Origin of the sequence: Collinsella aerofaciens, from assembly GCF_018785265.1 — a bacterium.
Lineage (GTDB): Bacteria > Actinomycetota > Coriobacteriia > Coriobacteriales > Coriobacteriaceae > Collinsella > Collinsella aerofaciens_AI.
The window spans coordinates 144,221-166,118 of record NZ_WQPK01000045.1 but is presented as its reverse complement, the minus strand read 5'-3'; the positions used below and the strand labels follow the sequence as shown (position 1 = coordinate 166,118).

Genomic DNA, 21,898 nt, shown 5'->3' with positions numbered 1-21,898 from the left:
TTTTGGCCATCGCCCACGCCGTGCAGCTGCGGACGAGTTAAACACAGATGATTGTACTTTAGCCAAACAAGGCGCGGCCTATACGGTCGAGCTCGACCGCCACGTAATAACTACGACCAACCTGCCACAATGGGACAGGTTAATTTTGGCAGGTCTATCTGGGCAAACGCCGCCTCTCTGCCATGTGGTGCCATGGGGACAGGTTAGTTCGCACTAATTTAAAAAGAAAAAGGGCCGCGCACCCAAATGGATGCACGGCCCTCATGCCATGAATGCGAGTGATTCCGCGGCGAGCTATTTACTCAGCAGCCTCGGTGGTCTCGGCCTCGGCAGCGGCCTCCTCGACGGGAGCCTCTGCGGGAGCCTCGGCGGCCTGCTTGGCAGCCTCCTCGGCAAACTTAGCAGCACGCTTAGCCTTCTCGGCAGCCTTAGCCTCAGCGGCAGCCTTGCGAGCGGCCTCGGCCTCAGCAGCCTTGGCGGCCTTGGCAGCCTTGGCCTCCTCGGCCTTCTTGAGCTGGGCGGCAGCGGCGCCACCGAACTTGTCGGCGAAGCGCTGGACGCGTCCACCGGTGTCGACGAACTTCTGCTGGCCGGTGTAGAACGGGTGGCACTCGTTGCAAAGCTCGACCTTCATCTCGGACACGGTAGCGTGCGTCTTGAAGGTGTTGCCGCAGGAGCACGTCACCGTGCACTCGACATACTGGGGATGGATACCCTGCTTCATGGTAGGACTCCTTATTGGTCAGGCGCTGGTTACCGATCAGCGCATAAGGCGTCTTGGTTTCCGACCAAGACAACAAACTCGGCTATGGTACCACGGCGCCGCGCGTCCCACAAAAGGTTCACGGTCTTTTCGGAACGACACGAATCTGACCCATCGAAACACATCTCCACCGTTCCTTCAACTGGGAAAATGCCGTCCCCGGGGCCTGAGAAGGGCCCCGGGGACGTTCGACTGACTGCGGGAACGGCCTTTCCGCTCAATGTGTTCGGCTGAGATCGGAAATTAACCAAACTGAACTAGGTTCAGTTGACATGGTTAAAAACGAGGGGCGACGCTTTTGCGTCACCCCTCGTCCCGGCCGGTTGCTTTAGTTGTACACACGGTAGTTACACTTGAACTGGGTTATGTGTCCATAGTTGGAGCGGTACCAACCCGACGTATAGCTGATTGCCTCTGCGCCTAGATAGTCGTAGCCCTTGTTGTAGCGAAGCTGACGGTAGGTCGTGTCGTACCCTGCTACGTAAAACGTGTCTCCAGAGAAGGCTTTGTACCGGTCCTTAACCGTCGAAGCCATGTACGCGGGTTCGACATCGCCTTTCTCCCCGTTGAGCGCATAGACGGGTGCCGCGATTCCGCATAAAGCCGTTGCCACGAGGATGGCGTAGACAGCCATGCGCGACGCATTGGACTTCAGCTGTTCAAATAGTTTCATGTCATTCACCTCGCTCGTATGTATCGAGGTATTCCTGCTTGAGCGTCTGCGAGGACGACTTGATCTTTTCCACAAGCGTGCCGGCCTCGATGAAGTAGAACGAGTTGGTAAGGTCTGCCAGGTCGTCGAGCAGGTGGCTTGAGATGAGCACGCTGCGTCCCCGCGCCACCTCGCTGCACATCGCGTCGCAGGAGGTTTTCCGCTTTCCCGGATCGAGGCCGTTCAGCGGTTCATCGAGGATGAGGTACGGGCAATCGGTCGATATCGCCATGGCAAGCTTTACCTGCTGCTTCATTCCTGTCGAGAGTTTACGGGTCGGCTTGTCGAGATATGGGGAGATTCCGAGGGAGCTGCAGAGCGAGTCGATGTCGGTGGCCGATTTCCACGCCTCCCTAACGAAAGCAAGGTGCTCGAGGGACGATAGCGTGGGGTAGAGATCCGTGCCGCCTGAAGAGCTCAGGTAGACGAGTTCTGCGAATTCGGCTGATCGACGTTGGTAGATTCCGTCTGCCGCCAGGCTTCCCGAGCGGATGCGGGTGGGAAATTGGCCCGACAGCGCTTCAAGAAAGGTGGTTTTCCCCGAGCCGTTGGGGGCAATGAGGCCCGCCGCCGTTCCCGGGCTCAGGAAAAGCGATCCGATCGAAAGTATCGTCGTGCTCCCGTATCCCACGCTCACGTCCAGAAGCTCGAGCCCATGGTGCTTTTTCGCGGGTCCAGACTGTTTGGGCGAACGTGTCGCAACGGCGCCGACCGCGAAAAGGACCGCGACGTATACCAGGGCCACGGCAAGCATCGATGCGCCGCCCGAACCGGAGCCAATGAATTCTGTCGGGAAGCATCCTACGTAACCCGTTGCCTCGATAGGCGAGAACACGGCCAGCGGCAGGAACTCGAGCGCGGCATTATGCCCCAGTGCCGAATCGGACAATAACGGGAATGCCGGGGCCGCGACAAGCAACGCGGAGGTAAGGGGGCCCGCGAAGACGCGCCTCGTTGCGGTCGATAGGACGACGGAACAAACGGATATCAAGGTTCCACCCGCGAGCAGCGCGAGAAGTATGGTCGTGAAGACGTTTCCCGCGGTCGTGGTAGTGAGCGCGCCGTTATGGAAGAAGGCGATCGGGTACCCGATCTGCCCGAAGCCGTTTAGGGCCAAGGCGTAAATACTCCCGGGCGCAAGGCCGGCGAGGAGCATCGCGGTCCCCGCGCCAATTATCGAAAACACGGTTTGGATAAGGCGCCGGAATTTGGGCACGGGCGCCTTTGCCGCCAGGGTCCCGGGCCTTGTGGCGCCGAGCACGAGTATCGACGAGAGAAGGAAGGGGATGAAGGGAAGGAAGGACGGCGCCTGGGCAATGGCGTAGGGCAGGAAGGAGAGGAACGGCAGGTCGTTTGCGGAGGCCGGGATATCCGCGATGCCGGAGCTGCTCAGAGCGCGGCAATATGCGAGCTCTGCGTCATTGGTCTCCTGGTCCCCCACGATGGACCCGGATTGGAAGCCCTCGTCCATGAGCGCGTAGTAGCTCTCGGCAGAGTCGAGAAAGGCGGCGTCGGTTTGAGCGGCGAGGGCGGCGTTCGCGTATCTTGCAAGCTCAGCGTCATCTTGCTGCTCTGGCGATAGGTCTGTGCCGCTGGCCTGGGGCGCGCGCGTATTGAATGCGTCGACAAAGCCCTGCATGCCCTGCTTCATAAAGAAGGGGCCGTAGATGGGTGAATTGAACGCAATGGGGACGGAAAAGGCTGCAGCAAGAACGAGCGTGGAAATCCATACGGCCTTGTCTCTTAGGATTAGTTTGAGAAGAAGTCGACAGTACATTCAGAAGCACCTGCATTCCTCAAAGAATCGTTAGATTAAAAGTAACAGATTGAATGAAGATGCGCGCGGCGGGGGCGAGGCGAATGGCTGAACGGTATCGATATGCGGGTTCAACGGTATCACATTGGCCACATAGATTTTTAACTTGCATTTCTACCCGCCCTTTTCGTAGAGTCGCCGATACGTGCTTAGCGCACCCTCGGCGCGTCCGGCAGGCTTTGCGAAATGGGATCCAGGAGACTTCGGCGCAGCATCATCTTGCGGAATGCTTCTAATGAGCCTCCCATCCTTCAAAAACAGAATCTCATCGCACAGCCTATCGACCGAATCCAAGATGTGGGATGACATGATGATGCACGTACCAGAATCGGCCAGCTTCCTGAGAATCTCGGAATGCAAGTCCACCCTGCTGGGGTCGAGCGCGTTCATGGGCTCATCTAATAGAAGGTACCGCGCGCCCGTCGCATACGCAATCGCCAGGGTAAGCTGCTGCTTCATGCCCTGGCTCAGAGTGCGGATCCTCATCTTCGCGAACTCGCCTATCTGCGTTTGTTCCACTATCTCTTCGATATCGCGAGCATGCGGCCACATATCGCAAACCATCTTGAGGTGATCTTCCGCACGCAATCCGGGATACAGCAGCGTCCCCTCACCAGGTGCATAGAAGATCATAGAACGGACCTCTCTCGCACCCGTACCCTGCACCTCATCCAGAACGATGCTCCCGTCCACGCGAGGACCCGGCAAACCTGCCATCGCACGCAGCAACGTCGTCTTTCCATGCCCGTTCGGAGCGACGAGACCGTAGACCGTACCCGGGGCAAACTCAGCGTTCACCGAATCTACGAGCACCTTCTTTCCATAAGAGATCGTCAGCGTTTGAAGGTCAATCATCGAGATCATCCCCTTTCGATCTTTGGAACACTCAGGCGCACCATCAACGGAGATACGGCGCCCAAGACCACCAGCAGAGCGCCCGATGCGCCGACGACCTCTCCAAAAGGCATCGCGTTCGTCCCTCGCCCAAGGAACCCAATCGTCCCCACCTGGGAAGCGGGATCAAACGAGGCGAATGGAGCCAGCAGCGCGACGCCCATGCCCACGCTTTCAACATGAGCGCTCAACGAACCCAACACCAAGAGAACCGCGCAAACCATTCCGGTGACAACGGGGTTGCGGCTAATCGCTGCTGTCAACGCAGCGACGACGGAAATCACGCCGTATGCCATGACCAGCAACGGAATACTGCACAACACCGCCTCCCCCACCATGGACGTTGTCGAAGCTCCCGCCCGAATGAGAGCGACGGGATACTCCGATCCACCCGCACCGTTCTTAATCACGGACACAACGACAGCGGGAACCATCGACACCAAAAGCAGCACCAAGCCAAGCAGGAGAGCCAGCGCAACAGCCGTCAGAAAACGCACATGCGCTGTTACGGGGATCTGGAGAACCAGAAGGGAACGACACTGCAGGTGGGTGCACGCGAGCGATGTGACAACCACGGGCAACAGCAAAAATAAGGAGGGAAGCGCTGCCTGGAGATACGAAAGGAGGATTAATGGGGGCATCTTCGTACTTAACTCGTAAACCTTGGGGTCCGGCAAGTTCGCGATCGACTCAAGCAGAAGGGCGCGCGCCTCCGCACGAGAAGGAGTCTCCGGCTCGATTCCGATCGATTGCAGGAGAGTCGCATCTGCCGCGCCCAGCTCACCTCGAGCGCGCTCGTACGTCGCAAGGCTTCGAAACCCCTCCGCAGGCATAGGCGCGTACACGAAACCCGAAAGAGCATCCCGCATGTCTTCCAGGGCCGCTTTGCCCTCGACGTCCATATTCGCAGCGTTCTGCTCTAGATACCGATCTATTGAACGGAGCTCCCCATCCCTATACCGAACAGCGGAAACGTTATCAGCGTCAGGAAACATCTCGACCAGAGCCGGGGCCAGCATCGTCGTCGACATTGCAATCGCGCATACGGCGAGGGTAGGAGAACGCAGGAGCAGTTTCCCCATCGTTCTTACGTATGCAACGGCGGAGGCACAAGCGCTCGAACGAGTTGCCGTTCTCGATGCAGTGAAGGAACCTCTCTCAAGACAAATCGGGGATATCGGGCACGCGCAGCCGCTCTTTCCAGCAACGCAAAGCAGGCTAATTGCCAGCACCTCGATCCCGATTGCGCATACGAGGGCAATCGCGCCACGCTCGAAGCAAAGTCCAGGCAGATTCACTATCTGCGTTGTCGGGTACGGGCTATAGGCGCCGACGGTCAACTCAGTGTTCGCATACGTAAGGGGATTCAACAGGGCGAACTCACGTAAAGCGATGGATCTTCCGTAATACCCGGGAACCATCGTCACCCCCATCAGGGCACATACGAACACGATTCCAAGCGTAGGGTTATTGGCAATCTTCACGGCAAGGTGAACGACAAGCGAGATGAACGCTGCCACCAAGAATTGCAAGATGGCCGTCTGCGCGAACACCAGCCAAGCCGGTTTGATAACCGGAGTCGCATATTGAATGTAGCCTATCGGATAGAACGGCGAGCCCGGGCCATTCTTCACAAGCGCGGCGATTATCCCTGGAAGATTGATGGCGAGGACGGCAAGCATTGCAAAAACACTCGCCCATACGCTCGATGCAACAAGTCTACCCAGCTCGCCCATCGGTGCCTGGATGATGAGCTTTTCACGTTTGTTAAGACGCACGGCAAGGAACGAGACGGCAACGGCCGTTGCGACCCATAGCAAGTACTCCTTCGATCCGTCATAATAGGTGTACTCTCCATCCGATATCTGCAGAAACGGAAGTAGGGGAGAGAGCGGTGCCAAGATAAGACGTCCCGCGGCAAGAGGGTACAGAAGCGCGGGCATGCTTGATGAAGAGGTATAGACACCGTCCTCCCCCGCATTCACAAGCGCATCCGCATAGGATGCTGACAATTCCTGCTCAACACGGGTTATTCCCGACTCGAGGTATTCGACCCGTCCGTCGATGCCAGCCACGCTCCTGAAGACGGGCAGAGCACAAAGAACCATCAACGCAACAACGACAACACAGAGCGACCTGGAGGAGAGAAGCGACCTAAAGATCGCCTTCGAGATTTTGAGCATATTCATCGCCAACCTTAACCTCATCCAGTCGGAACAGAGGGGCCGAACAAAATGCTCGGCCTTATTACTTGCCTGCAAAGTCAATTTAACATAAACTGTTAAAAAGTAACCTGAGTCTTTTAAATTCTTCGGAGGTTATTATGAGTTCCGACAATCGCACTCCCCGGCTTCATTCCTTCCGCATCGCATGTGCGATAGCCTCTGCGACCCTTTGCGCCACCGCCATCGCACAAGTGGCGTTCTCCTTAAAGCCAGCAATCGAAGTGCTCGACAACCCTGTAATTGCAGACTCCCCCGCGTATCCAGCCCTTGCGATCTCGACATTGGTCCCTGCCGTCATCGGTATCGCTACGACCATCCTCAGCGCCGTTCTCGTGTGGACGATCAAGAGCGGAGACCCCTTCAAGAAAGGGTCTGCGACATGCTTGAAGGTGCTCGGCATTCTCTTCGTTGTTCAAGCTGCCACCAGCCTCTACGCCGGCTCACTCAAAACCTCCGTTTCGATGTTTGGCGGCGAGGGGGCCGTCGGCGCCCAAGAGATCGCTTCATCATTCGATTGGACCTCTCTGGTTCTCGGCATCGTCCTGTTCATGCTTTCCCAGCTCTTCTTGTACGCCCGAGAGCTGTACCTCGACTCCGACGAGATTGCGTAAGGAAACGCCATGCCCGTAATTGTTCGCCTCGACAAGATCATGGCCGAGCGAAAGATTTCCTCGAACGAACTTGCCGAAAGGATTGGAACCACGCCCGTGAACCTGTCCCGTATTAAAAAAGGGCATATTCGCGGCATTCGCTTCAACACACTCGAGCAGCTATGCCTCGCCCTTCGTTGCCAACCCGGAGACCTTCTCGAAGTCATGAGCGAAGAGGATGCCCGAAAGGAGTTCGGACTCGATTGGTCCGCCGAGGATTAGAGGGCGGTCGTACTCGCCCTGCACACGGGGATGCGAATCGGCGAGGTCTGCGGCCTTCGGTGGTGCGATGTGGATTTCGAGACGGGCCTGATCTCGATCAGACACTCGGTGGCGTACGCGAAGGGAATGGGTTCGTTCATCAAGGACACCAAGACCCATGACGCCAGGGGTATCCCCATCGACCCGGTCGGCCTACTCCCCTTCCTGAAGGAGACCCACGAGATCGACTGCGGAAAGCTGCGCTTGCGCGGCCTTACCGGGGCGGTCGAGATCGGGGACTGCTACATCCTGTCGGAGCCGGGCGCGACCTTCGCGACGACAAGCTATATCCGCAGGGCGTTCAAGACGTTCTCGGAGACCAACGGCCTCATGGGCACCAACGACGAGCTGATCACGTTCCACGGCCTTCGCCACACGTTCGCAACGCAGTGGATCCGCCAAGGCGGCGATATCAAGGCGCTCCAATCGATCCTCGGCCACAAGGACGCCATGGCGACGCTCAACGTCTACGCCGACATCGAGCCCATCTCCAAAATCCATAACATGCTGCGCGCCACGCCGTGCCTTTGGCGCGGGCACCTCGGGCCGAGGGTCGATCCGGGTCCCATGTTCCAACAGAGGATCCAGGAGTCCATCGAGACGCTCCAGGCGTTCGGCTACGGCATCACCGAGCCGGACGACCGAAATATCGCCATACGCGACGTGAAGACGAACAGTTGGCTCTAGCTCACCGAGTACGCGGCAGTGCTGGGCCCATCCCAACTGAGGTCACGGTGGTCCGATAGGGGCGCCGCCCGCGGCATGCGCCGCGGAGCGGTATCCCCTACCGAAGGGCGGGGATGCCCTCCGCTTCCAGTTCGGAATCAGCCGTCGGAGGCGTTCGGCTGACTGCGGGAACGGCCTGTCCGCTCAATGTGTTCGGCTGAGATCGGAAATCAACCCAACACGAGCCGGACACGCGCCAGACGGCTCTTCCCCGTACGGCCTTCCCCCTTACGCTCATGTTGCAGGCATGTAACGCCGCAGCGAGCGCGCCTTTTTTGCGCCAGACAGGTACAATGATGAACACTGTACCGTAGCGGAGCGCCCCGCGCGCGCCGCAATCACGCGAAAGGGTTTCCCATGGCCGAGATCTCGTCCTCCCGTATCGTCATCACCGTCCTTGGCAAGAACCGCCCCGGCATCGTCGCCGGCGTCACCCGTGTCCTAGGCGAGGCCAACGTCGACATCCGCGACATCACGCAGTCCATTATCGAGGACATCTTCACCATGACCATGCTGGCCGATACCGCCGAGTCCAAGCTCGACTTCGCCGAGCTGCAGAAGGCGCTGGCCGAGGCCGGCGAGCTTTCGGGCGTCAACGTGTCCATCCAGCGCGAGGACGTCTTCAACTTTATGTACCGCCTGTAGCGAGCAAGCCGCTGGGGATAGCCTGACGCGCGCATGCCCATGCAAGTCACCCCGATGCGGCCCGGAGAGGAGCGCGCATGGCCTACGACGCCAAGAAAATCTATTACCGCTTCGACGACCACCTGAGCCGCCTGGTCTTGGATTACGAAGCGAGCCGCCAGATTTCGCCCGAAAGCGAAAATCTCTACTATGGCCTGCCGACTGACCCTTATGACGAGGGCCTATTTGTTGAGCACAATGTCAAGCGCGGCCTGCGCAATGCCGACGGCTCGGGCGTGGTCGCGGGCCTCACTCGCATCTCGGATGTGCACGGCTACAACAAGGTCGACGGTAAGGTCGTGCCCGATCAGGGCAAACTCACGCTTCGTGGCTACAGCATCGAAGATCTGGTCAACAACGCCCAGGCCGAGAACCGCTACGGCTACGAAGAGGTCGCCTATCTGCTCATTACGGGCTCTCTGCCCACCAAGGAAGAGCTTGACGGTTTTTGCGGACGTCTGGGTGCTTTTAGGCACCTGAGCGACGAATACGTCCGCGAGTTCCCCATGACCACGGTGTCGTCGAGCATCATGAATGTGCTTCAGCGCGCCGTGCTGCTGCTCTACGCCTTCGACGCCGAGCCCGACGCCATTACACCCGAGCACGAAATCGATGTCGCCATCTCCATGCTCGCCCGTCTCCCCCGCATCGCCGCCTTCGCGCATATGGCCTCGGTCGCCAAGCGCCGCGGCTCCGAGGTTCATGTACCGCATCCCACGCCCGGTCTCTCCACCGCCGAGACCATCCTGCAGGTGTTGCGCGGCGGCATGGCATTCACCCGCGACGAAGCCATGCTGCTCGACGTGATGCTCATGCTGCATGCCGAGCACGGCGGCGGCAACAACTCCACGTTTGCCTGCCGCGTACTATCCTCCTCGGCCACCGATCCGTATTCCGCCTACGCCGCGGCCATCGGCTCGCTCAAGGGCCCGCGCCACGGCGGCGCCAACGCCAAGGTCGTGTCCATGCACGAGGACATCCGTGCACATGTCTCCAATTGGGAGGACGAGGACGAGGTCGCAGCCTACCTGGGCAAGATTCTCGACAAGCAGGCCTTCGACGGCACGGGTCTCATCTACGGTATGGGCCACGCCGTCTACACCCTGAGCGACCCGCGCGCCGAGGTCTGCCGCCACTACGCACGTTCGCTCGCTGCCAAGAAAGATCTGGGCGAGGAATTCGCGCTCATCGAGCGCATCGAGCGCCTGGCACCGCAGGTGATGCGCGACCACGGCATGACCAAGCCTATCTGCGCCAACATCGACCTGTACACAGGCTTTATCTACAAGATGCTCGGCGTACCCGAGACGCTTTTTACGCCGCTATTCGCCGTCGCCCGCATGGCCGGCTGGTCGGCACACCGCATGGAAGAGCTCTTCTGCGCGCACCGTATTATTCGCCCGGCCTATCGTCCGGTGATCGAGCCGCTGGAGTACAAGCCGCTCGCCGACCGCTAGGACGCAGACCGTTATAGAACTCGAGCGTGGTCAGGGCATCACCGCCCTCGGCCACGCTTTTTATGCCAGCAGAAAGGGCTGCATCGAATGATTGTTTTTTCCGATATGGATGGAACGCTGTTGACGAGTGACAAGCAGATGAGCGACGCCACCTGGGCGATGCTCGACGAGCTCGCACGTCGCGGCATTGAGTTTGTACCGTGCACGGGACGTCCGCTGTCGGGCATCTTTGAGCCCATCCTCGCCCATCCCGCCGTGCACTATGCCGTCTGTGCCAATGGCGCCAGCGTCTGGCAGCTCGACGACGATGTGCCCACCGATACCTCGCGCGCAACGCGCATCTTGAGCCGACCGCTCGATTGCGGCATTGCCCATCGCATCCACCGCATCGCCGCCGGCCACGATGTGACCTTCGATATCTTCGCGGATGGGCAGTGCTTCCTCCCCCGCTCGCTCTACGCGCGTCTGAATGAGTTCTGCGGCGGCGACCCCCACATCGCGGCTTCGCTCAAGCGCACACGAACACCGATCGACATGGATATCGACAGCAAGATCGACGAGGTCGAGACGCTCGAACGCATCGCCATGTACTGGCACGACCCGGCCGATCGCGACGCCATCGCGGCGGAGCTCGACACGCTCGGAGGCATTGAGGTCACGCGTTCGTACGCCATGAATATCGAGGTCATGGGCGAGGGCGCCACCAAGGGAACGGCCCTCACGTGGCTATGCGAGCACCTGGGCGAGCGTCTCGCCGACGCTTGGGCGTTCGGCGACAACATCAACGACATCCCCATGCTGCAGACAGCGGGCCACGGCATGGCCATGATCAACGGCGAACCCGAAGACCGCGAGGCCGCCGACGCCATCACCGAATACGACAACGACCACGACGGCGTCGCCCGCACCATCATGGCCGCCCTCGCCTAGCAGCATCAACCCGGCAGGGTAGCTAAGTAGTCGTTGGGGACACTCCTCGCGGGGCGCCGCAAAGACTGTCCCCGGCTGCCGACAGAAAAGGAACGTCTCCATCTGCCGAATTAGGCGAGACTCTCCAGCACGCGACGGAGCTCCTGCTGAACGGCGTGGTCGCGGTTGCAGCCTACGACGCGATCGGCAACCGCTTTGAGCGCGGGGCGCGCGTTTTCCATTGCGCAGCCCGTGCCGACAAAGCGAATGATCTCGTAGTCGTTCATCGAGTCGCCAAACGCCATGATCTCGTCGCGTCCAATGCCGTAATGCTCCGCGAGCTGCGCGATGCCCGAGGCCTTCGACACACCGGGCTGCATAGCATCGATCCACGCGTTGCCCGAAGGCGCAAAAGTAAAGAGCTGACCAAGTTCGCGCTGTAGCACGTAGGCGCTGTCCATAACGACACCGTCATCGCAAAAGATACTCGCCTTGATGATATTTACGCTGGGATCGGGCAGCTCCCAAATACGCTCGGCATTGGGAAGGTCCTTATCGACCTCACGCACGAACTTGCACTCGTCATCGAGCAGGAAGGACTTGGTTCGGTCAAAGAGCGCAAGATGCAGATTGGGAAACGTCGCGACTGCTTGGGCGAGCTTTCGAATCGCCAGGTGCGAATACACCTCACGGTCTACCATTTTGCCGTCGGCGTAGACTTGGGCACCGTTAGCGGCGACAAAGTCCATCTTGTCGCGAACGGGCGCAAAGAACTCGCACAGGCGATCGTAGCGGCGACCTGACGATGCGGCAAAATGCACGCCATGCTCGTGTAGCGCCAGAATCAGTTCGTAGGTCTCGGGAGGCACCTGGCTGTTTTCGTCAAGCAACGTGCCGTCCATATCGGATGCAATCAGTTTAAACATGGAAAAGCTCCCTTCGGGCTTGTTGGAATCGAACGTGTATCCAATTCCAACGTACCCAAAGGGAGCTCAGGTAAGACTCCGCGGGCGCAAACGTTACAAGGACCTAGCAAATAGCTCACGCGCGTCAGAGGTCCCACGGTCGCAGCGCCAGGCAACACGTCAAAGAGTGTCGCAGGCGACTAGACGTTTAAGAACGTCCCCGATGACTAGTCGGCGTAGGTGAAGGTTGTGACGTCGAACATGCCCTCGGGGCGGATGCGGAGCGTCGGGATAACCGGCAGGGGCAGGAAGATGATGCCCATGATGGGGTCGAGCGGCGGCTCGATGCCCATGGCGCGCGCCTTGACCATAAAGTCGTCGTGCTGCGCGGCGACATCCTCGGCCGTGCCTTCGCTCATCAGGCCGCCGAGCGCCAGCGGGATGCGCGCCACGACCTCGCCGTTGCGCACCAGCACGTGACCACCCTGGCCCACAGCCTCAACAGCAGCCATCATATCGGCGGCATTGTCGCCCACCACGCATACGTTGTGCGAGTCGTGGCCGATTGTGGAGGCAATGGCGCCACCGGTGATGGTGAAGCCACGCACCCAGCCGCGACCGATATGCTTGCCGACCAGGCCCAGGCCAGCGGGGCCATCGCCGTCGGCGCCCTCGGCCTGCAGCGACACGCCGCGGCCATGGCGCTCGATCAGCATAATGCGACGCAGGCCCTCGGCGCTCTCGGGGCGAGCCATACCCGTGATGGCCTTACCCGGCACCACGTCAATCACGGCCTCGCCCGGCTTAAAGGCATAGTCGAATACGTCGAGCGAAAGCTTCGGCAGCTTAACGGAGGCGCGCAGCTCATCGGCAAGGGCCGCAACCTCGGCCATCTCGGGTGCAATCTCGCCCACAAAGGTACCGTCCTGCGCCACCAGGGCACCGGCGGCATATACGCGATGCGGAGCCGTGGCAAACGTCAGGTCATTGAGCACCAGCAGGTCGGCACGCTTGCCCGGGGCGATGGCGCCACGCAGCTCGTGCGGGTCGCGGCAACCGTGGTCCAGGCCAAACGCCTCGGCCGTGGACAGGGACGCCATAGAGATAGCGACCACGGGGTCGATACCGGCCTCAATCGCCACGCGGCAGGCGTTATCGATCATGCCGGTCGCAAGCGCGTCGGAGGGAGCACGGTCGTCAGTCGCAAAGCAGCAACGGCGGGCACGGGCAGGATTCTCCAGCAGCATCGGCGACAGGTTGGCCAGGTCATGGCTGCACGTACCTTCGCGCAGCATCACGTACATGCCGCGAGACAGCTTGTCGAGTGCCTCCTCGGGAATCGTCGACTCATGGTCAGCGATAATACCTGCTGCGGCATAGGCGTTGAGGTCCTTGCCGGCAACGAGCGGCGCGTGACCGTCAACCTGCTTGGACGGCGTCTGGTTGGCAGCGTCGATTCGAGCGCAGGTCTCGGGATCGGCCATAAAGACGCCCGGCAGGTTCATCATCTCGCCCAGGCCAAAGACATCGCCCGGATGCTCGGCAAAAAACGCCTGCATGTCAGCGGCGGTAATCACAGCGCCTGCTTGCTCATCGGGCAGCGCGGGCACGCACGAGGGCATCATGTACTTGATGGAAATGGGCGCGCGACGGCCGTCCTCGATCATAAAGCGCAGGCCGTCCAGGCCGGAAACGTTGGCGATCTCGTGGCTGTCGGCAATGGCAGTGGTGGTACCGCGCGTCGCCGCCATGCGCGCATACTCGGCAGGGCGGATGTTCGAAGACTCGATATGCAAGTGTCCGTCAATAAAACCGGGGGCAAGATAGCGGCCCTGGCAATCGATGACCTCGGCAGCCTCATACGTACCGGCGGCATCGTCGCGACCATCGTAGAGCACACCGACGATCACGCCATCCTTGACGGCAACGCTACCGGGCGCCACGCGCTGGCCGTACACATCGACAATCTGTGCGTTGGCAAACAGCGTGTCAACGGGCACACGACCCTCGGCGGCCTCGATCACAGATCTCATGACCTCAACGGACATACATACTCCTTTAACCGTAGAAAAAAGCTGCGGAGCGGACAGGCCTTCACCGCAGCAAACCAATAGCCATTGTATACCCAAAAGGAGGCCGCCGATAACACCCCTTCCGCTTAACGGCACTGCCAAATGATCCCTTGGGGACGGAGGAAAACGGATCACCGAGGGGGTCGGTTTGGCCCGGTGATCCGTTTTCCTCCGTCCCCAAGGGATCATCTAAAAAGGCCGCAGTCGGGAATCCCGGCTGCGGCCTTGTTGCACTTGTGAGGTCAACTTGCCCGTTAGATCAACTTAAAGCCCTTGCGCTTGCCCACGGAGAGGGTGTCGCCCAGCTTGAGGGCGCTGGGGTCGATGTTGTAGCTCTTGGGAGCCACGGCCTTGCCGTTGATCTTGACGCCGCCGCCGTCGATGTCGCGACGGGCCTGGCCGGCGCTGGCCGAAAGGCCCAGGTCCTTGAGCAGGCCGGCGAGGTAGATCTGGCCCTCGTCGTTAACAGTCAGCTCAACATGCTTCTCGGGGAAGTCGGCGAGCTGGCCCTCCTTGAACACGCGGTCGAACTCGGCCTGAGCCTCGTCGCCGGCACCGGCGCCGTGGTAGGTGTCGCACAGGTCGCGGCCCAGAGCGCGCTTGAGTTCATAGGGATCGGCGGAGCCGTCGGCCAGAGCAGCGTCGATCTTGTCGACCTCGGCCGGGGTGAGCGAGCTCGCCAGGCGGTAGTACTTGCCGATCATCTCGTCGGGGATGGACATGGTCTTGCCGAACATATCCTTGGGCGCGTCGGTCAGGCCGATGTAGTTACCGTAGGACTTGGACATCTTACGGACGCCATCGGTGCCCTCGAGCAACGGCATGGTGAGCGCGATCTGGGGCTCCATGCCCATCTTCTCCATGAGCTCACGGCCGGCGAGCAGGTTGAAGAGCTGATCGGTGCCGCCCATTTCCACGTCGGCCTTGATCTGCACGGAGTCGTAAGCCTGCATCACGGGATACAGGAACTCATGCAGGGCGATCGGCGTCTGGGACTGGTAGCGCTTGGTAAAGTCGTCGCGCTCGAGAATACGGGCGACGGTGAACTTGGAGCACACCTGCAGCAGGCCGGCCAGATCCATCGACAAGATCCAGTCGCCGTTGTGCACGATGGTGGTCTTCTCGGGATCCAGGATCTTCATGGCCTGGCTCACGTAGGTCTCGGCGTTGGCCTCGATCTGCTCCTGCGAAAGCTGCGGGCGGGTGGAGTTCTTGCCCGAAGGATCGCCAATCAGCGCGGTACCGTTGCCGATGATGAGGGTGACGTTGTGGCCCAGGTCCTGGAACTGACGCATCTTGCGCAGCGGCACGGCGTGGCCCAGGTGCAGGTCGGGGCTGGTGGGATCGACGCCGAGCTTGATGTTGAGGGGCTCGCCCTTCTCAAGCTTCTTGCGAAGGTCGGCCTCGGGGACGATCTGCGCGGCGCCCGAGGTGATGATACGCATTTGCTCGTCAACAGACAGCATTGGGTATCCTCCTTTTGCTATAGCACCCTCGCCGAAAACGGCGGTGCTGGAAGTCCATAAACTCTCTTATGATAACAAACTGACGCGACGCAGCATCTACGACAGGAAAATCCTCGTCCTGCCGCATGCGTCGATGGCAACTGACAGACGCGTACCGTCACGCTCGACCAGATAGCGCACCTGCCGACGACGCAAGCAGTCGCGGCAACGGACCCGCCCCGTCGCATCGGTGGCGCAAACGCCCTCGGCGGTCAGCAGGCAGTGCTCGCACACCATGAGCTCGGGACGGTCGGCGTCGACCGGACCCAAGACGCCGGGTTCAGCAGCCAGCTCGGCGATACGCTCCCTGTCATTGCTGAGCAACTCGGCAGGCAAGTATACCCACCTCGCGCCAAGCCCGCGCAGCCAGGCAAGCGTGACCCGATTGGCGCAGAACACCGGCGCCGCCACGTCAAACGTCGTGCCCAGCTCGCGGGCCATCGCCACCTGTCCCAGATTGCGGCAGACGACGCGCCCGGCATGTTGCATAAGCGCTCGAGTCCGCTCGGCGTCGCCTGCACGGCACACTTCGTCGAGCACCACCGTCGCATCGGACAGATCCCACTCATCGCGCGGATCCAAATCCATCAGCTCCCAGGCAAAGACCATACGAGCAAAAGCCTCATGCTTTGCCGGCTCCGCCGGTCCCGCCAACTCCGTCGGTACATCGCCATCTGCCAGAACGCCCTCAAACGGCAGCACCTCAACGGACTGCTCAGCAGGCGCGACTGCATCTGCCTCGACCCGCATGCGCTCCAACACCGTTGCCGTCTGCCCCAGCACGCCGGCACTGCGAATCAGATAGACCTCGCAGCCCGCGTCCACCTTGCGTTTGCAATGCACGACGATGCGCTCTCCCGCAGCGGCATCCACGGGGCAAGGCACCTGTGGCCAGCGCTTGGGCACATCGGGACGCGCGTCGGCACCCGGGTAAAATCGGATCTCGAGCGTATCGCCCGCCGCCACGGCGGCATCAAGCTCAACCGTCACCTCTTCGTGAGCCACCGCCACCAAGTGGCCCACGCGCACACCCTGGTTGATCGCGCGCTCAAAGCTCATGAGCTCGGCGCCCGAACGACCCCGCAGATACGCATCGGTAAAGCCGCGGTTGAACGACCTTCCCAGCTCGCGCTCAAGCGCCGGCACCGCATCGGCATCCCATGTGCCGTCGCGCAGCATATCGAGCGCCCGACGCCACACCCTCACCACGTTAAAGACGTAGTCGGGATTCTTCATGCGGCCCTCGATCTTGAGCGATGCCACGCCGGCGGCAACAAGCTCGGGCAGATGCGCGATGCCCAGATAGTCACGCGGACAAAGCAGGCGATCCCCTTCGACAGCGACAACACTCTGCCCCGCCTCGTCCACCAAGTCATAGGATAGACGGCACGGTTGCGTGCAGTCGCCGCGCATCGCAGAGCGGCCACGTCGAAGGGCAGAGAACCCGCACGCACCCGAGTATCCAATGCAAATAGCGCCGTGGCAGAACACCTCGATGGGCACGCCAGTAGCGCAAAGCGTCTCAATCTCTGCAACGCTCAGCTCGCGCGCAGTCGTCACGCGCTCAACGCCCAACTCCTTGGCAGCCAACTGCACGGCACCCTCGCTATGAGCGCCCGCCTGAGTGGACAGGTGAATCTCGACCCCCGAAATCGCCGCACGTAGCGCGCAAGCCAGCCCGGCATCGGCCACAATCAACGCATCGGCACCCAACGCGTGCGCATGCGCCCCCAACGCCACGGCGTCGGCAAGCTCATCATCGAACACGAATACGTTGAGCGTCACGTACACACGCACGCCATGGGCATGGGCCACGGCACAACCGCGCGCGAACTCATCATCGTTAAAGCCATGCGCGCTCACTCGAGCGTTGAATCCGTCCAGCCCCGCATAGATGGCATCGGCACCCGCCGCAATCGCCGCGAGCATCTGGTCGAGCCCGCCAGCAGGCGCCAGCAGTTCGGGCAGCGCCACTCCAGCCGCCGCCAACTCGCTTTCGCATTGTCCGCTCGGTTCCATCGGCCGAATCGCCATCGGTAAACTCCTCACCAAGGTATGCATTCACTCTGAAAAATGCCGTCATCCAGCATACACGAGGCCCCGCGTGCCTCGTTTGGTTTATCGTGTAATAACTTATGTCCATCCTGCCCGACGCATACCCGCCGCCTGGCACGACATACTTGGAGGTCAATATATGGGTCCTCGCCAACGACAGGGACACGGTCGCTCTAAGACGCACGCCCTGCCCGTCATCCTGCTCTCGCTTTTGGGCTTTTTGCTCATCGCGGGCGTAGCATTTGGCATCGGCATGATCGGCAATGTCAACCGCTGGCTGTCCGACCTGCCCGACTACACCGACGCCAACGCCTATCTGGTCAGCGAGCCTACCGAAATTGTTGACTGCAACGGCAACAAGATCGCCAGCTTCTATACGCAAAACCGCAAGTCCATCACCAAGGACCAAGTGTCCCCGTACGTGCTGCAGGGCACCGTTGACGTTGAGGACGAGCGCTTCTACGAGCACGGCGGCATCGACCTCTGGGGCATTGCACGCGCATCGGTGGCAACCCTCACCGGCGGCCACGAGGGCGCATCGACCATCACCCAGCAGCTGGTTCGCAACACCATCTTGCAGGAGGAACAATTCGACTCGACCATCGAGCGTAAGGTGCGCGAGGCCTATATCGCCATCAAGATGGAGGATATGTACTCCAAAGACGAGATCCTCATGATGTACCTCAACACCATCTACTACGGCCATGGAGCATATGGCATCGAGGCCGCCGCCGAGACCTATCTGTCCAAAACCGCCGCCGACCTCACCCTGAGCGAGGCCGCGCTGCTGATCGGCCTTCCCAACTCGCCCTCGCAGTACGACCCCACGGTTAATCCCGACTTGGCGCTGTCCCGCCGCAACAAGGTTCTGGACAACATGCTGCGTCTGGGCCACATCACGCAGGAAGAGCACGATGCCGCGCAGGCTGAGCCCATCACGCTTAACGTGACCGAGATTTCGGGCAGTGGCGTCGATGTGTACTCTCAGCCCTACTTTGTCGCCTACGTTAAGCAGCTGCTTGAGCAGGAGTTCTCCACCGACGTGCTCTTTAAGGGCGGTCTGACCGTCAAGACCACCATCGACCCCACCATGCAGCAGGTGGCCGAGGAGGCCGTGCGCTCGCAGCTCGACACGCTTTCGCTCGACGGACTGGACATGGGCATGGTCGTCGTTGACCCCAAGACCGGCTACATCAAGTGCATGGTGGGCGGCTACGACTACAACGCCGACGAGAATCACGTGAACCACGCTACGGCAAAGCGCCCCGTGGGCTCCACGTTTAAGGCCTTTACGCTGGCAACTGCCATCCAAAACGGTATGAACCCCAACGTCACCCTCAACTGCAACTCGCCGCTCAAGGCCAAGGGCACCACGACCGAGGTGCAAAACTACGGCAACCAGAGCTATGGCAACATCACGCTTAAACAGGCAACGGCATACTCATCCAACACCGGCTACATTCAGGTGGCCGAAGCCATCGGCAATGACAAGATCATGTCGCTCGTCAAAAAGCTTGGCATCGATCCCGCCAAGGACAATATCGAGGACGTTCCCGTCATGACGCTCGGCACCGGGTCCATCTCACCGCTCGAGATGGCATCTGCCTACGCAACGTTTGCCAACGGTGGCTACTACCGTCAGCCCATCGCCATTACCGAGATCGACTCGCGTACCGGCTCGGTTCTGTACCAGCACACCGACAATCCCACGCAGGTGCTCACCGAAGGCGAGGCTGCCGCGGTTACCGATGTTCTATCCGGCGTCATGCAGGGCAGCGGCACGGGTGCCGCCGGCGCGCTGAACGTCAACCAGCCCTATGCCGGCAAGACGGGCACCACTGACAACACCACCAACCTGTGGTTCTGCGGCTTCACGCCGCAACTGGCATGCGCCCTGTGGACCGGTTATTCCGCAGGCGAGATTCCCATCCAAAAGTACGGTTCGGACCTGCTGGGCAACAGCACCAACCTGCCCGTCTTTAAGAAGTTCATGAACACCGTTCTTGCGGGCACCGAGCGCGAGGAATTCCAGACCGGAACGGCTCCCACGTACAAGAACAATAACGTCTGGAAGTTCTACGGCACAAACAACAAAAAGAAAGACGAAGAGGATAAAGACGAGGAAAAAGAAGAGGAAGAGACCACAACCACCACAACGACAACGACAACCACGACCACTGAAACCCCGGGCGGTAACACCACCGGCGATAGCGGTACGACAGGTGGCGACGGTGGCGACGGTGGCACGGGTGGCGATGGCGGCACGGGTGGCGACGGTGGCACGCCGACGCCTACCCCCGGTCCTACGCCCACGCCCGACCCCTCTACGGGCCAGTAGGCGCAAAGCGGCATCTGACACCAAGGCGCCCGAGCAGCACGTACGCTGCTCGGGCGCTTCTTTATTTCGACAGATGCCACAAGACGCCACGACGGCCCCGGCTGCAGGACCGATAGAGCAACAGGCACTGGCATGCAAAAGGGCGCTGGCCTTCGTCAACGCCCTCGGCAATTACCTATAGCAACAATCGGCACAGCAGCAGTGCCACGCATCCCCTACTTGTGAGAGTTACTCAGCTTGTTGATGAGCGCTTCAAGGCGTTCGCCGTCCTCGGCCGTCTGCGCAATGACTAAGATCGTGTCGTTGCCGGCAAGCGAGCCAAGCACGTCGGGCAGCTCCGCGGCATCGACCGCTGCGGCAATACCAGAAGCCGCACCGGGCTGTGCCTTGATCATAACCAGATTATCGGTGCGCAGTACGCCGGTAACCAACTCGGAAACCATGCGCTGCAGATGCAGGTCCTCGGCAAGGACATAGATGCCCTCGGGGAGCTTACGCAGTCCCATGTCCGCGATGTCGCGCGAAACGGTCGCCTGCGTGCAATCGAAACCCATGGCGCGAAGCTCGTCTACCAAAACGCGCTGCGTACGTACGTCCTTATTGCGAACAATATCTCTGATGGCATCCTGGCGCCCATTGCGTTTTTTGGCCATACAAAACCTCACTCCAAAAGATGGCGGAGACAATCACTTAGTGATTGAATAGTTTAGCGCTATTTGAGGGTTTTAGTGAATAAGAACGCATTTCGAAACAATTCCATGCAATTAATTTCGAAAATCACGCTACTAGACAGTCCTGACGCCCGAACGATTGAAAAAGGCCGCCAGATGCGTATACAACGCACACCGCATAGGCTTGGCACCAGCTATCGAACCATAGAGCAGACCTAAACCCTGATGATTGCCTTTAAGAGCCGCAACCATCTGACGGGTACGCTGTGCTTCGAGCATATCATGCAAACGGGCCGAACGCTCTATTGAAGACACCCCATGGGGGCTCAGACACAAATTTTCGATGCAGGCAACCAGGCTGGCGTAGTAATACCGCTGGCAGACCAGCTTCAACTGATCGCCACCGCCCGCGACGGCAAGCGAGTCGGCAAGCCTGTCGAGCGCCCCGATATCATCAGAAAGCCTGGCAAACATCGTGGGGTCAAACGTCTCCGTAATCGACGGCGCCACTGCATGAAAACGGGCACGGCCACATCCCGAAACGCGCTTTGCCTGCGAAAGCGCGAACGTCAAAAAAGACACCGTGCGAAACGCATCGCCATGCGCAAGGCACGCCTCAAAGAGGGCGCGATCATACAGCACGCCAGAGGTCTGTCGGATTAAACCATAGGAAACCAATTGGGTCAGGCAAGCCGCCCGGTCCTCATCTTCAGAAACGGATGTCGCGTCCAAAACTCGGGAATGACGTTCGCGGTGAACATCGTAGCGATCGAGCGAAACAGAGGGAAACACGATGTCAGCAGAAGCGTCGCAGGAGCTTTCGACCATCTGCGAAAGGGACTGCGGCGCAAACCACTCATTGGCATTCATCGCAATGATCTGGGAGCCGCGCGAAGCCGCAAAGCCGGCACGCAGGCAGGCACCAGGCGCTGGGTCCTCAACATCAATCAAATCAATATGAATGTCTCTGTCGGCAGCAACTTCGAGCGAATGGCGCACACCGGCTACCACGCCGCGGCAAACGACGACAATCTGCAAATCATAGAGGTCTTGGTTCTGGATGCTCTCGAGAGCGCGCATCGTATAACTGGGCGAACCCTCAACAATCAGGATCACCGAAAGTCGCGGATGCGAACCACGTCGAACCAAGTTTTCCGTCCTCTCGACAGCCAGTAACAAACTGCCGTTCATGGTACACCCCGTCATTAAATGCGGATGGTCGCCCGTCGCGATGCACGTCAAGAACAGATGTTGC

At 60.1% G+C, this 21,898-nt stretch carries 18 protein-coding genes; 7 read left to right on the top strand and 11 right to left on the bottom strand.

Features of this window, described 5'->3' with window-relative positions:
- Nucleotides 1-298: 298 nt before the first annotated feature.
- The 5 genes from rpmE to GPK42_RS08180 form a co-directional block, all read right to left on the bottom strand.
- The gene (gene rpmE, locus GPK42_RS08200) at nucleotides 299-724 is read right to left on the bottom strand and encodes a 50S ribosomal protein L31 (protein WP_006235303.1); all 426 of its coding nucleotides are present in this window, start codon (nucleotides 722-724) and stop codon (nucleotides 299-301) included.
- Between the two features lie 367 nt (nucleotides 725-1,091).
- Entirely contained in the window at nucleotides 1,092-1,436 is a 345-nt protein-coding gene (locus tag GPK42_RS08195) for a hypothetical protein (protein ID WP_138375117.1), read from the bottom strand.
- Between the two features lies 1 nt (nucleotide 1,437).
- Nucleotides 1,438-3,252: an ABC transporter ATP-binding protein gene (locus tag GPK42_RS08190; RefSeq protein ID WP_215694741.1), complete on the bottom strand. Its 1,815-nt coding sequence runs from the start codon at nucleotides 3,250-3,252 to the stop codon at nucleotides 1,438-1,440.
- Nucleotides 3,253-3,405: 153 nt separating this feature from the next.
- The gene (locus GPK42_RS08185) at nucleotides 3,406-4,146 is read right to left on the bottom strand and encodes an ABC transporter ATP-binding protein (protein WP_117769450.1); all 741 of its coding nucleotides are present in this window, start codon (nucleotides 4,144-4,146) and stop codon (nucleotides 3,406-3,408) included.
- Nucleotides 4,147-4,151: 5 nt separating this feature from the next.
- On the bottom strand, nucleotides 4,152-6,374 hold the full coding sequence (locus GPK42_RS08180) for a hypothetical protein (protein ID WP_215694740.1): 2,223 nt from the start codon (nucleotides 6,372-6,374) through the stop codon (nucleotides 4,152-4,154).
- 134 nt (nucleotides 6,375-6,508) lie between these two features.
- Here GPK42_RS08180 and GPK42_RS08175 point away from each other — a divergent pair, with 134 nt between their 5' ends.
- The 6 genes from GPK42_RS08175 to GPK42_RS08150 all read left to right on the top strand — a co-directional run bounded on the left by GPK42_RS08175 (nucleotide 6,509) and on the right by GPK42_RS08150 (nucleotide 11,118).
- Entirely contained in the window at nucleotides 6,509-7,021 is a 513-nt protein-coding gene (locus GPK42_RS08175; protein ID WP_006235293.1) for a DUF2975 domain-containing protein, read from the top strand.
- 9 nt (nucleotides 7,022-7,030) lie between these two features.
- A complete protein-coding gene (locus tag GPK42_RS08170) occupies nucleotides 7,031-7,282 on the top strand; it encodes a helix-turn-helix domain-containing protein (RefSeq protein WP_006235292.1) in 252 nt (83 codons plus the stop codon).
- Between the two features lie 18 nt (nucleotides 7,283-7,300).
- Nucleotides 7,301-8,008 carry a site-specific integrase gene (locus GPK42_RS08165; RefSeq protein ID WP_255360342.1) on the top strand — a complete coding sequence of 236 codons (708 nt, stop codon included), beginning with the start codon at nucleotides 7,301-7,303 and terminating at the stop codon, nucleotides 8,006-8,008.
- A 396-nt stretch (nucleotides 8,009-8,404) separates the two neighbouring features.
- The gene (locus GPK42_RS08160; RefSeq protein WP_006235289.1) at nucleotides 8,405-8,692 is read left to right on the top strand and encodes an ACT domain-containing protein; all 288 of its coding nucleotides are present in this window, start codon (nucleotides 8,405-8,407) and stop codon (nucleotides 8,690-8,692) included.
- A 77-nt stretch (nucleotides 8,693-8,769) separates the two neighbouring features.
- Nucleotides 8,770-10,188 carry a citrate synthase gene (locus tag GPK42_RS08155; protein ID WP_118079450.1) on the top strand — a complete coding sequence of 473 codons (1,419 nt, stop codon included), beginning with the start codon at nucleotides 8,770-8,772 and terminating at the stop codon, nucleotides 10,186-10,188.
- Nucleotides 10,189-10,275: 87 nt separating this feature from the next.
- On the top strand, nucleotides 10,276-11,118 hold the full coding sequence (locus GPK42_RS08150) for a Cof-type HAD-IIB family hydrolase (protein WP_215694739.1): 843 nt from the start codon (nucleotides 10,276-10,278) through the stop codon (nucleotides 11,116-11,118).
- A 110-nt stretch (nucleotides 11,119-11,228) separates the two neighbouring features.
- On the opposite strand, the gene GPK42_RS08145 is transcribed toward GPK42_RS08150, so the two are convergent.
- The 4 genes from GPK42_RS08145 to GPK42_RS08130 all read right to left on the bottom strand — a co-directional run bounded on the left by GPK42_RS08145 (nucleotide 11,229) and on the right by GPK42_RS08130 (nucleotide 17,613).
- On the bottom strand, nucleotides 11,229-12,023 hold the full coding sequence (locus GPK42_RS08145) for a Cof-type HAD-IIB family hydrolase (protein ID WP_215694738.1): 795 nt from the start codon (nucleotides 12,021-12,023) through the stop codon (nucleotides 11,229-11,231).
- A 206-nt stretch (nucleotides 12,024-12,229) separates the two neighbouring features.
- Nucleotides 12,230-14,050 carry an adenine deaminase gene (locus GPK42_RS08140; protein ID WP_215694737.1) on the bottom strand — a complete coding sequence of 607 codons (1,821 nt, stop codon included), beginning with the start codon at nucleotides 14,048-14,050 and terminating at the stop codon, nucleotides 12,230-12,232.
- Nucleotides 14,051-14,328: 278 nt separating this feature from the next.
- Complete coding sequence (tyrS, locus tag GPK42_RS08135) at nucleotides 14,329-15,540, bottom strand: tyrosine--tRNA ligase (protein ID WP_215694736.1); 1,212 nt, start codon at nucleotides 15,538-15,540, stop codon at nucleotides 14,329-14,331.
- Nucleotides 15,541-15,636: 96 nt separating this feature from the next.
- Nucleotides 15,637-17,613 (bottom strand): U32 family peptidase, encoded by a 1,977-nt coding sequence (locus tag GPK42_RS08130; protein WP_215694735.1) that lies wholly within the window; start codon nucleotides 17,611-17,613, stop codon nucleotides 15,637-15,639.
- A gap of 160 nt (nucleotides 17,614-17,773) precedes the next feature.
- On the opposite strand from GPK42_RS08130, the gene GPK42_RS08125 reads away from it, so the two are divergent.
- Nucleotides 17,774-19,972 (top strand): transglycosylase domain-containing protein, encoded by a 2,199-nt coding sequence (locus tag GPK42_RS08125; protein WP_215694734.1) that lies wholly within the window; start codon nucleotides 17,774-17,776, stop codon nucleotides 19,970-19,972.
- A 215-nt stretch (nucleotides 19,973-20,187) separates the two neighbouring features.
- On the opposite strand, the gene GPK42_RS08120 is transcribed toward GPK42_RS08125, so the two are convergent.
- Nucleotides 20,188-20,625 (bottom strand): arginine repressor, encoded by a 438-nt coding sequence (locus GPK42_RS08120; RefSeq protein WP_215694733.1) that lies wholly within the window; start codon nucleotides 20,623-20,625, stop codon nucleotides 20,188-20,190.
- Nucleotides 20,626-20,757: 132 nt separating this feature from the next.
- Nucleotides 20,758-21,834 carry a glycosyltransferase gene (locus GPK42_RS08115; RefSeq protein ID WP_215694732.1) on the bottom strand — a complete coding sequence of 359 codons (1,077 nt, stop codon included), beginning with the start codon at nucleotides 21,832-21,834 and terminating at the stop codon, nucleotides 20,758-20,760.
- Nucleotides 21,835-21,898 lie beyond the last annotated feature (64 nt).

Coding starts and splice junctions, on each gene's coding strand:
- GPK42_RS08185 (WP_117769450.1), bottom strand. CDS start 4,146: ATGATTGACCTTCAAACGCTGACGATCTCTTATGGAAAGAAGGTGCTC.
- GPK42_RS08130 (WP_215694735.1), bottom strand. CDS start 17,613: ATGGCGATTCGGCCGATGGAACCGAGCGGACAATGCGAAAGCGAGTTG.
- GPK42_RS08170 (WP_006235292.1), top strand. CDS start 7,031: ATGCCCGTAATTGTTCGCCTCGACAAGATCATGGCCGAGCGAAAGATT.
- rpmE (WP_006235303.1), bottom strand. CDS start 724: ATGAAGCAGGGTATCCATCCCCAGTATGTCGAGTGCACGGTGACGTGC.
- GPK42_RS08125 (WP_215694734.1), top strand. CDS start 17,774: ATGGGTCCTCGCCAACGACAGGGACACGGTCGCTCTAAGACGCACGCC.
- GPK42_RS08115 (WP_215694732.1), bottom strand. CDS start 21,834: ATGAACGGCAGTTTGTTACTGGCTGTCGAGAGGACGGAAAACTTGGTT.
- GPK42_RS08150 (WP_215694739.1), top strand. CDS start 10,276: ATGATTGTTTTTTCCGATATGGATGGAACGCTGTTGACGAGTGACAAG.
- GPK42_RS08195 (WP_138375117.1), bottom strand. CDS start 1,436: ATGAAACTATTTGAACAGCTGAAGTCCAATGCGTCGCGCATGGCTGTC.
- GPK42_RS08120 (WP_215694733.1), bottom strand. CDS start 20,625: ATGGCCAAAAAACGCAATGGGCGCCAGGATGCCATCAGAGATATTGTT.
- GPK42_RS08155 (WP_118079450.1), top strand. CDS start 8,770: ATGGCCTACGACGCCAAGAAAATCTATTACCGCTTCGACGACCACCTG.
- tyrS (WP_215694736.1), bottom strand. CDS start 15,540: ATGCTGTCTGTTGACGAGCAAATGCGTATCATCACCTCGGGCGCCGCG.
- GPK42_RS08145 (WP_215694738.1), bottom strand. CDS start 12,023: ATGTTTAAACTGATTGCATCCGATATGGACGGCACGTTGCTTGACGAA.
- GPK42_RS08160 (WP_006235289.1), top strand. CDS start 8,405: ATGGCCGAGATCTCGTCCTCCCGTATCGTCATCACCGTCCTTGGCAAG.
- GPK42_RS08175 (WP_006235293.1), top strand. CDS start 6,509: ATGAGTTCCGACAATCGCACTCCCCGGCTTCATTCCTTCCGCATCGCA.
- GPK42_RS08180 (WP_215694740.1), bottom strand. CDS start 6,374: ATGAATATGCTCAAAATCTCGAAGGCGATCTTTAGGTCGCTTCTCTCC.
- GPK42_RS08190 (WP_215694741.1), bottom strand. CDS start 3,252: ATGTACTGTCGACTTCTTCTCAAACTAATCCTAAGAGACAAGGCCGTA.
- GPK42_RS08140 (WP_215694737.1), bottom strand. CDS start 14,050: ATGTCCGTTGAGGTCATGAGATCTGTGATCGAGGCCGCCGAGGGTCGT.